This is a genomic window from Acinetobacter sp. V116_7 (assembly GCF_056735735.1).
This window is the reverse complement of the sequence record NZ_JBWZIF010000014.1, coordinates 143,731-157,383: the sequence shown is the minus strand read 5'-3', so window position 1 is coordinate 157,383 and position 13,653 is coordinate 143,731. Positions and strand designations below refer to the sequence as shown.

Genomic DNA, 13,653 nt, shown 5'->3' with positions numbered 1-13,653 from the left:
ACCCCCATTTAACAATCCCTTACTCATTATTTATCCTTACTTTTTAATGATCTAATTTAAAACAAATGTCATTTTGTGTGCTTGACTGCTAAAGGGCAGAGCACTATCCTTTGCCTGCTGGCCACATTGCCAGTCGGTTTTAGCAGACCGTTCCGAAAAGCATTAAAAGTTAATTCTTTTAGTGACGAACCCTCGTGCCCCCTCTACGGTGGAACGGGAGGGGGACACCTTCGGGTGTGCTGGGTTTTTTCGGCCAGTCTGCTAACCCCCTTTCGTTCTGCCACCATAATTCTTTAAATGTCTGGCAGAACTCCCAATAAAAAGGAGTTGGCTTTGCACATTCTTAATTTCTTGGCAGCCTTTGCCAAAAGCTATAACGACACGACTTAAATCATATTTATCAGCTTGATTACCTTTAGGGTTTTCAGGCTTTAAGTCATTACGGCTAAAAACTTATTTCAACAATAAAACTTGAGATGTGCCAAGCACAGTCTTACGGCTTTGCTATGCCTTTTTTTCTCCCAAAAAGTATCTCATTTAGAAACAACAAGAATTTATAACGGTAAAAATATGCCAAATTTAGAAACATCTTCAAAAAAATTAAAAGTGCTACATACAGCAGTAGATCTATTTAATACCTATGGATTTCACAATACAGGCGTAGACCTAATTGTCAAAAAATCTAAAGTTCCCAAAGCCACCTTTTATAACTACTTTCACTCAAAAGAACGCCTTGTTGAAACATGCTTAACCCTTCAAAAAAGCCGACTGAAAGAAGAAGTGCTGGCAATTGTCTATTCACACCGTTACCCAAAGACTGTCGATAAAATCAAAGAAATTGTCTGCTTACATGTCGATGTGAATAGCTTTTACCATCTTTTATTTAAAGCCATTTTTGAAATAAAACAGCTTTATCCAAGAGCCTACGGCATGGCAGTTGAATATCGAAAATGGTTGCTTAGAGAACTTTTTGATCTGGTCTTTAGTCTGGAAAGCAGAGCACTCAAACCCGATGCCAATATGGTTCTAAACCTGATAGATGGTTTGATGCTACAGACTTTAAGTTCAAACAGTTTGGATGAAAGAGATATGGTGTTGGAGTGGTTTTTAATATGAAACTGCTCAGATTAAACAAGGCATTCCAATACTTTCACCATGTGTTTAAGCAACAACATAAAAAAGAGTAAGCCTTATGCTTCCCCTTTTTTACATCACAAAGTTTTTATATTCCAATGTATAAAAATAGACCGCAAATAGCTGCCGCTAAAATGACATACATTACTTTTACTTCAAAGTGGAATAGAGCAATGAATGCAGCAATTGCAATTAAAGCAGCTTCATAATTGAAAGCTTGACCAAATCCATGAGGCCATAAAACATGGTAGCTAAAGAACAGTGCCAAATTTAAAATCACGCCAACTACGGCAGCAGTAATTGCAGTTAATGGAGCTGTAAACTTAAGCTCGTTATGCGTTGATTCGATAACAGGCGCACCTGCCAAAATAAAAACAAATGAAAATAGAAAGGTAAACCAAGTAACAATAGTCGCGCCGATTGCGCCTGCTAAAAATAAGTGTTCTGAACCTAATAAGGCATGGTTAAAGCCACCAAGAAAACCGACAAAAGCAACCACCATAATTAATGGGCCTGGTGTACTTTCACCCAGTGCTAAACCATCAATCATTTGGGTTGGACTTAACCATCCATAATAGTTCACAGCACCTTGATAGACATAGGGCAGTACCGCATACGCACCGCCAAAAGTAAGTAAAGCTGCTTTTGTAAAGAACCATGCCATTTGGGTATATGCATGATCCCAACCGAAATAAAGACCAAGCCCCAGCACGGGAATAAACCACAGCAGCGCTGCAATAATCAGAATTTTAGTCAGATGCGACCATCTGAACTTTGCATGATCTGGCGTTGGAGTGTCGTCATCAATTAAAGCAATACCATAATCTTTTTGGCTATTTTTATGTCCAGCATTGCTAGAAAATAGCTCAGGATACTTCTTACTTGTAAAATAACCCGTAAGTCCTGCTGCCAAAACGATAAGTGGAAAGGGTAGATTTAAAACAAAGATAGCAAGGAAAGCGAGAGCAGCAATTAACCACAAAAATTTATTTTTGAGTGATTTACTACCAATTCGATAAGTCGCATGAAAAACAATAGCGACTACTGCGGGTTTAATTCCATAAAACAGGCCAGCAATGACGGGAACATCACCGAATTTAATGTAGATCCATGATAGTCCGATCAAAATAAACAGCGAGGGGAGTACAAATAAAACACCCGCAACTATACCTCCAACGGTACGGTGCATAAGCCAGCCAATATAGGTCGCTAACTGCTGTGCTTCTGGGCCGGGCAACAGCATGCAATAGTTAAGCGCATGTAAAAAACGTTTTTCTGAAATCCAGCGCTTTTGCTCAACAAGCTCTTGATGCATAACTGCGATTTGTCCTGCTGGCCCGCCAAAGCTGATAAATCCTAATTTGAGCCAAAACAGAAATGCGCGCCAGAAGCTGACAGGTTCAACGGGCGAGTGCAGTGAATTTTCTTTTTCTTGTATCATGAGCATTCTCTTTTTAAGTCGGCATATAAGCCATCAAAGATATAATTGGCTAATTCGAATAATTGGTCGTCGTTGCTGATCTGACTACGTAAACCTTGAATTACTTTTTCTATGCCTATTGCTTCTGGTGGTTCAAAACCGCCTACATCAAGATAGTGCACAATTTCCGCAATCTTTTTTAATGCAGGTGTTTCAAGTTCAAAACTATGTAAGAGGACTTCAAACGTAACGAAGTTATCAATATGCGTGAAAGCGGCCCCATCAAAATCATAACCAAGCGCATGTGCGGGGCACTCAGAAGGAGACTCTAGCCATATAAGCTGAGGGGATTCATCAATAAAATTTTTGATGAGCCAAGCTGACGCTAATCTGTCTATCCATGGATGCTTGCGGGTAGCCCAGACTCGATTTTGATAATCTTTCTTTAGAAGTCTCTTTATCTTTGCTTGAGTAAAAACGGGTTCATTGGTTTCACCAAGTCGAGCAATAGAATGTTCGAGTGAAACCAGTTCATTAAGCGTCTGCCCTTGGATTTCGCTAGGGTAATAATCAATTTCTACAAGAGCATCAAAGCTCTTTCTTAATTTGCGGACTTGTTTAAGTAATTCTTTTTTTTCACTTTCATTTTGATTCTGATTTAAATCAACAAGCTGTTTACGTATAGCTTCATATTCTTCATTACGATTAAAAAGTGGAACAATTTCAAGGTTTAATGGCGCTTCTGCTTGAAAGATATAAGCTGAACCTTGCTCGGAGATTACATCCTGCGCGATAGCTTCAAACTTTTCAGAATGCGTTATGGGTAATAGATACACTCCATCACGAATAGTTGCGGCTCCGCTTGCTTTGAGTGAACGCCAGACTCTCATACGAGCGGTTGAGTTCTGAGTAGGGAGTGAAGATATGAGTAATGATATATTCATGTTATATACTCAACATATTTTGTTTAGTATATAACAAAAATATTTAAATAGTATTAATCGTGACTAGCGCTTTTTTTATATACTTATAAGAAAAAAGCGATCTACTGAGAGATAGCCTTATAAGACTGAAAATGCTCTAAGTTTGAAAAATGTTGCCTCAACGACTCTAAGAAAAGTTCAACCTTTTTTGGAATTTTTGAGCCATAGGGGGTGGTTGCATAAAAATGAACCGTTGATGAAAAGATGTCTTCTGAGCAATTAATAATTACGCCATCATCTTCATATTTTTTTGCTAAGAAATCAGGAATAAACAAAATACTCTGGTTCTTTTGGCAAAAATCTAAAAGAATTTCTATATTATTGCAAATGAGTTGAGGGCTTGAGTTAATAATCTTATCTTTTAAATCTGATCTTGAATATAACGATATATTATGTTTTCTTAGTTCTTCTATACTTTCAGGTTTTTCATGTTTATTTAAAAATGTCGTTGTTGCATAGAAGTTTCTTTTATAGCTATTTAGAATAAAAATATTTTCCTCTTTAATATCTTCTTCAATTTTTAAAACAATATCGAATTTATTTTCATTAATGTCTATTGATTTCTCTGAAAATAATAGATCAATTTCTATATGAGGATATTGGTTTAGAAAATTGGAAATAATTTCTGAAAAGCATGTCTGAATAAAAGCATCTGGAACGTTGATCTTTAATATACCTTCAGGATATTTTTGATCATAGATGAAGTCAATAGCAGCTAAATCTAGCTCTTTAACAATAACTTTACACCGTTGATAAAACTTTTCCCCTGAGCGGGTGAGGTCCATCTTTCTAGTGTTACGAATAAACAATGATGTACTGAATAAACTTTCTAAATAAAAAATTCTTTTAGAAACTTGATCTCGAGTAATACCTAAGTTTCTGGAGGCATTACTAAAATTTCCACTTTCTACAACACTAATAAAAGTATGAATACAGTCTAGTTTATCCATTAAATTTTGAAAGGCTAAATTGGCGTGTAGCTAAACTATATTATGAATTTTTACTTATCAATCATTGTATCTTTTAAGGATACAGTTTGTATTTAAATAAGTGTCTAGTAGTTTACGCTTATTTTTGATTTTATATAGTCTGCTAATTAATTTTTTGGTGAATCATATAAATAATCATTTTAAATATCTAAATTAAAATCATGGTTCTTGCAAATATTAATATTTTATAACTTTATAGGGTTGTTAAAAAATCGAAATACCAATGAGGTAAATAGATGAGTGACTTAATTAATAATAATCCTGTGTGGGTAAAAAAGATCTTATCAATTCATGGATTGCTCCCACTTCTTCGACTTGCATTAGTTTCCGCATATTTAGTCGGTGGAATGAATAAATTAATTGGATTTCATGCGGCTATTGAGGAGCAGGCAAGTTTTGGTTTACAACCTGCTTGGCTCTGGGCAGCTACAGCGATTTTTATTGAAATTGTGGGTTCGCTCTTGGTGATTTTTAATCGTTTTGTCTGGTTAGGAGCGGGGGCTTTAGGCTGTCTAACCGCAATAGCAATGCTGGTTGCCAACGATTTTTGGAATCACACAGGTCCAGCTTTTTTTAGCACGTTTAATAGTTTCTTTGAACATCTCGGTCTCATTGCTGCTCTAGTGATGGTCACCATTCTTTCTAATCAACAAACAAAGTCACAATAAGTTGTAGCACTTAATTCTTACGGAGTCTTTTATGCGTAAATCATTATCAGCCTTGCTTTTAAGCACCATGCTAGTGGGCACAAATGTTGCCATTGTTCCTCAAGTTTTTGCCAAAACAACAACCAGTGTAAAAAGTGAAGCGCCCGGTGTAGCTCCTCAATACGATACAACGCATGTGTATGTTAACCCCGAAGACTTCGATAAATTTACCGACAGCTTAGTCGCGACTTTTGGCGGGACCAAATCTAAACAGGGCATTTTTCAGGTGACGCCAACACCAAGCCAAACCATTTCCCAGCTTGTATTGACTCCAGTAGGAACACTGTCTGTATTTGGTTTTAAAACTCCAATTCCATATCCGTTTGGTTTAGAAAGAACAGGCTATTTAGTCAAAGATATGGATACAGCCGTCCAGTCTGCCAAAGCAAATGGGGCAGATGTGATTGTTGATGTATTTCCTGACCCAATCGGGCGTGATGCAGTCATCCAATGGCCGGGTGGCGTAAATATGCAGCTTTATTGGCACACGACTAAACCGAGCTATAACAAACTAGAAACTGTTCCAGAAAATCGTATTTATGTTTCAAAACAAAGTGCCGATTCTTTCGTTAAAAAGTTCGTTAATTTCTCGCACGGCAAAGTGGTTTCAGACAATCCGAAAGCGGCTGGTGTAGAGATTGGACGCCCAAATGAAACGTATAGACGTATTCGCGTTGAATCTGATTTCGGCAAAATGACAGTGTTAGTCACAGATGGACATCTTCCATATCCATATGGACACGATATGACGGGTTATGAAGTCAAAAATTTATCTGAGACTTTAGATAAAGCCACAAAAGCGGGTGTATCTGTACTGGTGAATGCCTATAAATCAGATGGTCGTGAGGCAGCGATGGTGCAGTTCCCAGGCGGTTATATTGCCGAAATTCATGCTGCTATAAAGTAATTTATTGTCTTAATGATTGTTAGAAATCAACGCTCATATCGCCTAAGGGCGGTGTGAGTGCAAAAGACTAAGTCTCTGCAATGACCTGTTTATTACCGTGGATAACTATATGGCTCAGCCTATTTCTAATGATAGAAAATATCGCATTAAGACCTCCGAAAATTATCTCAAAATTATAAAAATGAGCGTCTTGCTTACGGGAAGTTTATTTCTTTATGAATTTGCGCATGCAGAAAATGAGGTTTCAAATACAAATGCATGTCCAGCTCGCCCAAAAATCTCAACGAATCGTTGGCAAGAAAATTGGGATGTTTTAAAAAACTCGTGTGTACCAAAGAAAATAGGTGATGATTTCAAATATATACCCTTTGGCGATAATAATTATTTGTCATTGGGTGCGAATATTCGCGAGCGTTTTGAAGTCAATAATAATGCGAGATTTGGCAGCGGAAATAATCAAGCCGATCGCTATTTAATTCAAAGATTACAAGTTCATGCAGATGCACGTATTGGCGATCATTTACAATTATTTACTCAGCTCAGTGATGCACGAGCGTTTGATAAAAAGAATATTAGCAGTACCGATCAGAATAGACTCGATGTAGAGCAAGCTTTTATTGCTTGGGTGAGTCCTTTAAATAACGGAACTTTTAAGTTTAGAGTTGGCCGTCAAGAGATGGCTTTTGACTTACAACGCTTTATTTCAAATCGTGAGGGGCCAAATGTTAGGCAAGCCTTCGATGGCATTTGGTCGAATTATGAATATGGCGATTGGAGAGTTTTAGGCTATCTCACCAGACCTGTTCAAATTGAAAAAGATTCAACTTTTAACGACCACTCGAAACGTAATTTAAGTTTTAGTGGCTTTCGCGTAGATAAACAAAATGTGTGGGGAGGTGAGTTATCTGGTTATTACTCGCGTTATGCACGAGATAATGCATCTTTTACAAGCGTTAAAGGAAATGAAATTCGAGACTTATATGACGTTCGCCATATGGGTAAAAAGAATAATATCGATTGGGATGTTGAAGGCATGTTTCAACATGGAAAGATTGGTGGACAAACTATTCAAGCATGGGGACTCAGTAGCATTACAGGGTACACATTTGCTGACCAAGCTTGGTCGCCGCGTTTAGGCGTCCAGTTTGATATTGCTACAGGTGATAAAAACGCCAACGATAATGAACTCAATACTTTTAACCAGCTCTTTGCAAACGGCTCATACTTTACTTTGGCGGGTTACAGTGGCTACAGCAATATTATTCACATAAAACCATCTCTGACATTTAAGCCTTCCGATAAACTTACTCTGTTAAGTGCTTTAGGTTTTCAGTGGCGTGAAACCACCAATGATGCAGTTTATTTCCAAGGTAATAACAGCATGGCAAACACAGCAGGCCAAGGTTCAAGCTGGACAGGGGCATATATTCAACTGAGAGCAGATCAGAAAATAAATTCTAATTTGTCTGTTACTGCCGAAGGAGTGCACTTTGAAGTCGGAGATACCATTAAGAAAGCAGGTGGTAAAGACGCAAACTATTTAGGTCTTGAACTTAAATATGCATGGTAAAACTAAAAGAGAAAAAATATGAGCACAGATTTAAAGCAAACTAAAATTGGTCACTATCAAAATCTAGACATCGAACTCGTGACTTGGGACTGTGCTTCGGCCGAGGTTGAACTTTCTTGTGCTTGTGTTTTTGAACATGAAATGAATAACTGTTCTTTTTCGGGCGGTTTGGCACATTTAGATGAAGCTCTAAATGGAAGACTAGATCTGATACGAAAAAATAATTGGTTCAGCGCGAAATTGAATGATGTTCTTTTAATAAATCAAACACCATCAACCATACAAGCTTCTAAAGTGTTATTGATAGGAATGGGAGCGCCTGAAGATTTCACGATAGAGCGAATCGAGATTGCGATAAAAACTGTTGTAAAGACAGCGCATCAACTGGAACTCAATAGCGTGGCATTTGCGCCGAGTCTTTTAGATACAGGTCTGAATCCTCCCGCTGGTTTAAATGAACTTATGCTAAGAAGTTTAAAAGAAGAATTAGACAAACATCATCAGCTTTATTTGCAAAATTTAGTCAAAAAATCTGAAATTGAAAGATGGGTTTTTGATGCAGGTTTTCAAAATTATGATGCTAAGGCCGAGCAATATATAGCGTCTTTTGCCAAAGTTTTTTATAGCTAATATTTTAACTTATCAAAAAACAACTTGTTTCTTCAACATGACTCATTTAAATAATGAAATAGGAACACAACACATATCTCTGTTGCTTTAGTAGGAGGTCGTTATTTGAAGTTATTTATAATTATATTTATTGCAATTTTTTCTAGTATTGGACTGATCTGCTTAATTGCTCTACTCAAAAATCTAAAAAACAATTCGTCATCTGGCGAACACGATCATTCATCTTCTTCAACACATCATTTTCACGATAATACTCCTAGTCATCATAGCTCTAGTTATTCAAATGATTGTTCGTCATCTTCAGATTCAGGTAGCTGTGATAGCGGCGGCGGTGGAGATTAAAAAAGCCCTTTTATGCAAAGGGCTTTTAATGATTTAAGGTAAATCGAACCAGATAAATTGGCTATCTTCAGTTGCCTGAATCGTCGCTTTACCTTCAAACACGAAAGCATCGCCAGCTTTGACTTCTTGATCGCCAATACGGATCACGCCTGAAATCACGTGAACATAGTTCACTTTTTTAACTGGCTCAACGTTTAGCTCATGTCCTTTTTCCAATACAGCTGACTTTATCTCTGTATTTTGGCGAATATGCATCGGTGCATTTGCATCAGGCCCTGCAATTAAATGCCATTTGTTTGGATCATTACGTGGGTCAAGGCTAATTTGCTGGTAATTTGGCTCAGCTTCTTTTACGTCTGGAATAATCCAGATCTGTAATAAATGTACAGGCGTATCAGTGTTATTGATTTCACTATGAGCCACACCTGTACCAGCGCTCATGAGTTGCCATTCACCAGCCTTAATTTGGCCTTCATTTCCCATCGTATCACGGTGTGAAATTGCACCATCTAGCACACAGGTTAAGATTTCCATGTTGTCATGCGAGTGTGTACCAAAACCATTATGTGCATCAATTCTGTCATCATTAATCACACGTAATGCACTAACACCCATATATTTAGGATCGTACCAGCTACCAAATGAAAAGCTGTGATAAGACTCTAACCAACCCGCTTTTACATGTCCTCGATCTTCACCACGATGTAGATAAGTATTCATGATTTAATCTCCCAAATTTTTTATTTATCTCTTGAGAAATATATTAATGTTCTATTGAGACTAGAAAAATAGGCTAACTGCAACATGTCGTTGCATAATTGATATGGTTGTAAAGTTTTTTATTGATCAATTTTTTAAGAATAAAAAAAACCTGCCATGAAGGCAGGTCTTTTAAAGAATATATGGATTACTCAAGGAATTTAACAGTTACGCCAGAACGTACTTTATTTCCTAAATCGTTTGCATCCCAGTTTGTTAAGCGGATACAACCGTGTGATGCTGTTTTAGAAATTAAAGATGGGTTTGGTGTTCCGTGAATACCGAAAGATTTTTTACTTAAACCAATCCAGATATTACCTACTGGAGCATTCGGGCCAGGTGGTAAAGAAAGTGGTTTTAAGTTTTTACCTTGTACGAAGTTCGAAGGTGAATAGCTATACCAAGGGTTACGAGCCACACCAACTACCTTGTAAGTACCGGCCGGAGAAGGCGTATCAGTACTGCCAATTGTTGCAGGAAATGAGGCAATCATTTGGTTCCGGCTATTGAAGAGATACAATTGTTTTGCACCTTTATGGGCAATAATCAAATGAATATCTTCTGGTAAATCATTGCGTACGTTTGGAACAATGATTTTTTCACCCGCTTTTTTGAATGTCGCAGTTGGGTTAATTTTCTTTAAGAAAGCTTCATCAATATGAAACTTCTCACCCAACATTTCGGTTACACGTGTGTAGTACAAACCTTTCATTTTAGCTTGTAATGCGTAGTCAGAAGGAATCGACTCAGCATATGGGCCTTTTAGGTCAGCATCAGAAATTGTGTATTCAATAAATGCTGGCTTGGTTTGTTTAGCAACCAATGCATCCCAAGTTTCTTTGGTCAGGTCACCAGTAGGTGATAGACCATTCATTTGTTGGAATGAAGAAATTGCTTTTAATGTATTTTTACCGCTCATGCCGTCAATTGCACCTGGCGAAGCATGTGCATTATTGAGCATTACATGTGCACGCGCATAAACTGGAAGTTGGCCTTTACCAATATTTTCAGACCATTCTGCCGAATTTAAGCTATCTAAAGTCCATGATGCAGCGGTTGTCGCAGGAGCCGTAGACGCAGCAGTGCTTTTAGCAACAGCTGGAGTAGACGCCGCGATGCCTGATTCAGCATTTGGATCTTCAGTTTTCTGTAAATTTTGTAATGTTGTTGACGCTCGGTTTAAGTCGTTTTGTTCTTGAGCGGTAATTTGTGTCGAAGCTTGAGCTTTTACAGTTGAAGCTGCATCTACTGCTAAAGGATCAATCGGATCTTCTACAGGAGCTGATACCTTTTTAGGGTTCAGGGGTTGCTCAGTTGTTGAAGCAGCAAAAGCAACATTAGCAATAATACAACTTAAACTCATAGCGAGTAATGAGCGAACAAACATGTAATTCAACCTTAAGAATTTTCATATAAGCAATAGGGGATTGATCTAATCTCAAAGTGCATAAAATTACCAATAACTCACTTCTATGAGCCCAAGATTGGTAATTTAGTGATTAAAAGAATATCCAATGACCCCAATGTAACATGTTGCAAGTATTGCAGAAAACCCCAAGGCTTGCAGTAGACTTTTGTGTAAATATGCATTTTTTAGTAGATTGACGAGTTTTTTGTGTGAAATTGAAATTATAAAAATGTCTCTGTTTTTGATATGATGCTGCCACATAAAGAAGATAGAGATTGGTAATGACGACTTTGAAAAATGATCGTTTCCTCCGTGCTTTGTTACGCGAACCTGTAGATACCACACCAGTGTGGATGATGCGTCAAGCAGGGCGTTATTTGCCTGAATATCGCGAAACACGTTCACAAGCAGGTGATTTCCTATCTTTATGTAAAAATACAGATTTTGCTTGTGAAGTGACTTTACAACCTTTGCGTCGCTATGATTTAGATGCAGCAATTTTATTTTCAGATATTTTAACTATTCCAGATGCACTTGGTTTAGGACTTTATTTTGAAACTGGCGAAGGCCCTAAGTTTCAAAAGACCGTACGTACTGAACAAGATGTCGCAAATTTACCAAAATTAAATGCAAAATCAGATCTTGATTATGTGATGAATGCGGTAAGTACAATTCGTTCTGCTTTAGGTGGTCAAGTTCCACTGATTGGTTTCTCTGGTAGCCCTTGGACGCTTGCAACTTATATGGTTGAAGGTGGTTCAAGTAAAGAGTTCCGTTTTACCAAGCAGATGATGTACGCTCAACCAGAAGTTTTACATGCTTTGCTTGATCATTTAGCAGACTCAGTCATTGACTATTTAAATGCTCAAATTGATGCTGGTGCTCAGGCCATCCAGATCTTTGATAGCTGGGGCGGGGCATTAGCACACCGTGAATATGTCGAATTCTCTTTAAACTACATGAATAAAATCATTGCAGGTTTACAACGTGAGAAAGATGGTCGACGTATTCCTATCATCGTGTTCACAAAAGGCGGCGGTCAATGGTTAGAACCAATGATCACAACAGGTGCTGATGCTTTAGGTTTAGATTGGACGACACCATTAAATACGGCTCGAACTACAGTGGCTGGACGTGTCGCTCTGCAAGGGAATCTTGATCCGGCTGTTTTATACGGTTCGGCTGCTTCAATTGAGAAAGCAGTGAAATTGATGATAGACGATGCCTACGCAAATGGCGAAAAGACGGGTTACATTGCTAACTTGGGCCATGGGATTACTCAATGGGTGGATCCTGCACAACCAAAAATCTTTGTAGATACAGTGCATGAGTATAGTGCTAAATATCTAGGATAGTTTTTGTGCAATATCTAACTTTACCGTTTCAATTTATCGGCAAGGCTGTTTCGGCAGCCTTGTTTGGTATTTTGCTTTTAATTGCTTTTGCTTTAACAGCACCGATGGGAAGCCATGAATACATGGGGTTCTATCGTTATGATTATTTACTGACCTATGCACTTTTAATCCAGATCTGCTTACTCTATTTAAAACTGGAGTCATGGGAAGAAGCCAAGGTCATCGCTTTATTCCACGTTATGGCGATGGTTATGGAAATATTTCTAACGCATCCTGCCATTGCATCGTGGCAATATCCACAGCCCGCCGTATTTAAAATTTTAACTGTGCCTTTATTTGCAGGTTTTATGTATTCGGCTGTAGGTAGTTTTTTTGCACGTTCAATACGACTGTTTCAAGTGTCTTTTGAAAAACTTCCAAGTTTTGGAGCTATGCTGTTACTGGCATTTTTCTCATATATAAATTTTATGAGTAAATTTTTTGTTCCAGACATTCGCTATATTTTATTCGCGATTAGTATTTTTATTTTTTGGAAAACAAAACTTTATTTCCAGTTAAATGAACATAAATTTAAAATCCCGATGTTACCTGTTTTGTTTACACTCGCGTTTCTGATCTGGATTGCTGAAAATATAAGTACATTTTATAAAATCTGGCTTTATCCAAGTCAGGTCGATGCTTGGCATATGGTCGGTTGGGGCAAGCTAGGGTCGTGGTATTTATTATTACTTTTAAGTTTAGTACTGGTGCTTAAAATACTAGGCAACAGGGATAATCAAGGTAACTGGAATTTAAGATAATTTTTCTTTTGCACTTTTTATCATATTGTTTATTTTTTAATTGCTAAATCACAGCCTTCTCGTTATCTTTAATATCGTGTAATAAGAATTACACATAACAATACAACACATAAGAAACAATCAATAATGATTTTTGGAGATTTACATCTATGTTAAAAAAATTAGCTTTAGCTGCGTTATTAGCAGCTGGTTCAAGTGTTGCAATGGCTGACAACGATGTGGGTTGTGGTGCAGGTACACAAATATGGGCTGGTAAAAAAGGAGTAGCGCCTAAAATTCTTGCTGCAACAACAAACGGTATTTTTACTAACCAATTATTAGGGATCACTTTCGGTACTTTAGGCTGCCGTCAAGGCGGGACAGTAACAGCGCAAGTTGTAACATTCACAAATGAAAATGCAGAAGCTTTAGCACGTGATATGGCTGTAGGCCAAGGTGAAAGCCTAAACGTACTTGCTGAGTTAATGCAAATCAAACCTCAAGACAAAGACCGTTTCTTTAAAGTTTCAAAAGCAAACTTTGGTGAAATCTATTCTGCAAATAACCAAAATACCCTTCAAGTTTTAGCATCACTGCAAACTGTAATGGCTAAAGACGACGTTTTAAAAGCTTACGTATAAGTTTGAAATTGAAAACCCTGTCGTATGGC

At 37.6% G+C, this 13,653-nt stretch carries 14 protein-coding genes; 9 read left to right on the top strand and 5 right to left on the bottom strand.

Going from position 1 to position 13,653, the window contains the following annotated elements; genetic code table 11:
• Window positions 1-570 precede the first annotated feature (570 nt).
• Window positions 571-1,116 carry a TetR/AcrR family transcriptional regulator gene (locus tag AC1PJP_RS05315; RefSeq protein ID WP_479766623.1) on the top strand — a complete coding sequence of 182 codons (546 nt, stop codon included), beginning with the start codon at window positions 571-573 and terminating at the stop codon, window positions 1,114-1,116.
• Window positions 1,117-1,222: 106 nt separating this feature from the next.
• Here AC1PJP_RS05315 and chrA read toward each other — a convergent pair whose 3' ends face one another.
• The 3 genes from chrA to AC1PJP_RS05300 all read right to left on the bottom strand — a co-directional run bounded on the left by chrA (window position 1,223) and on the right by AC1PJP_RS05300 (window position 4,487).
• Window positions 1,223-2,575: a chromate efflux transporter gene (gene chrA, locus AC1PJP_RS05310; RefSeq protein ID WP_479766622.1), complete on the bottom strand. Its 1,353-nt coding sequence runs from the start codon at window positions 2,573-2,575 to the stop codon at window positions 1,223-1,225.
• Window positions 2,572-3,498: a chromate resistance protein ChrB domain-containing protein gene (locus AC1PJP_RS05305; RefSeq protein WP_479766621.1), complete on the bottom strand. Its 927-nt coding sequence runs from the start codon at window positions 3,496-3,498 to the stop codon at window positions 2,572-2,574. The genes chrA and AC1PJP_RS05305 overlap by 4 nt, the downstream gene beginning before the upstream one ends.
• Window positions 3,499-3,599: 101 nt before the next feature.
• Window positions 3,600-4,487, bottom strand: a complete 888-nt coding sequence (locus tag AC1PJP_RS05300) for a LysR family transcriptional regulator (RefSeq protein WP_479766620.1) — start codon at window positions 4,485-4,487, stop codon at window positions 3,600-3,602.
• Between the two features lie 275 nt (window positions 4,488-4,762).
• Here AC1PJP_RS05300 and AC1PJP_RS05295 point away from each other — a divergent pair, with 275 nt between their 5' ends.
• From AC1PJP_RS05295 to AC1PJP_RS05275, 5 genes are all read left to right on the top strand, one after another.
• On the top strand, window positions 4,763-5,194 hold the full coding sequence (locus AC1PJP_RS05295; protein WP_151828036.1) for a DoxX family protein: 432 nt from the start codon (window positions 4,763-4,765) through the stop codon (window positions 5,192-5,194).
• A 31-nt stretch (window positions 5,195-5,225) separates the two neighbouring features.
• Window positions 5,226-6,140, top strand: coding sequence for a glyoxalase (locus AC1PJP_RS05290; RefSeq protein ID WP_151828035.1), 915 nt, complete (start codon window positions 5,226-5,228; stop codon window positions 6,138-6,140).
• Window positions 6,141-6,249: 109 nt separating this feature from the next.
• A complete protein-coding gene (locus AC1PJP_RS05285) occupies window positions 6,250-7,710 on the top strand; it encodes an alginate export family protein (protein WP_479766619.1) in 1,461 nt (486 codons plus the stop codon).
• Between the two features lie 18 nt (window positions 7,711-7,728).
• Window positions 7,729-8,340 carry a M17 family peptidase N-terminal domain-containing protein gene (locus tag AC1PJP_RS05280; protein ID WP_479766618.1) on the top strand — a complete coding sequence of 204 codons (612 nt, stop codon included), beginning with the start codon at window positions 7,729-7,731 and terminating at the stop codon, window positions 8,338-8,340.
• Between the two features lie 105 nt (window positions 8,341-8,445).
• Window positions 8,446-8,682 carry a hypothetical protein gene (locus tag AC1PJP_RS05275; RefSeq protein WP_322004768.1) on the top strand — a complete coding sequence of 79 codons (237 nt, stop codon included), beginning with the start codon at window positions 8,446-8,448 and terminating at the stop codon, window positions 8,680-8,682.
• A gap of 33 nt (window positions 8,683-8,715) precedes the next feature.
• Here AC1PJP_RS05275 and AC1PJP_RS05270 read toward each other — a convergent pair whose 3' ends face one another.
• Both AC1PJP_RS05270 and AC1PJP_RS05265 read right to left on the bottom strand, forming a co-directional pair.
• Window positions 8,716-9,402, bottom strand: coding sequence for a pirin family protein (locus AC1PJP_RS05270; RefSeq protein WP_013197179.1), 687 nt, complete (start codon window positions 9,400-9,402; stop codon window positions 8,716-8,718).
• Between the two features lie 187 nt (window positions 9,403-9,589).
• Window positions 9,590-10,828: a L,D-transpeptidase family protein gene (locus tag AC1PJP_RS05265; RefSeq protein WP_151743314.1), complete on the bottom strand. Its 1,239-nt coding sequence runs from the start codon at window positions 10,826-10,828 to the stop codon at window positions 9,590-9,592.
• Between the two features lie 302 nt (window positions 10,829-11,130).
• Between AC1PJP_RS05265 and hemE the strand changes: the two genes are divergently transcribed.
• From hemE to AC1PJP_RS05250, 3 genes are all read left to right on the top strand, one after another.
• Entirely contained in the window at window positions 11,131-12,204 is a 1,074-nt protein-coding gene (gene hemE / locus AC1PJP_RS05260; RefSeq protein WP_005307229.1) for a uroporphyrinogen decarboxylase, read from the top strand.
• 5 nt (window positions 12,205-12,209) lie between these two features.
• Window positions 12,210-13,004, top strand: coding sequence for a DUF817 domain-containing protein (locus tag AC1PJP_RS05255; protein ID WP_005307226.1), 795 nt, complete (start codon window positions 12,210-12,212; stop codon window positions 13,002-13,004).
• Window positions 13,005-13,153: 149 nt separating this feature from the next.
• Window positions 13,154-13,624 carry a DUF3015 family protein gene (locus AC1PJP_RS05250; protein WP_005307224.1) on the top strand — a complete coding sequence of 157 codons (471 nt, stop codon included), beginning with the start codon at window positions 13,154-13,156 and terminating at the stop codon, window positions 13,622-13,624.
• Window positions 13,625-13,653: the final 29 nt, after the last annotated feature.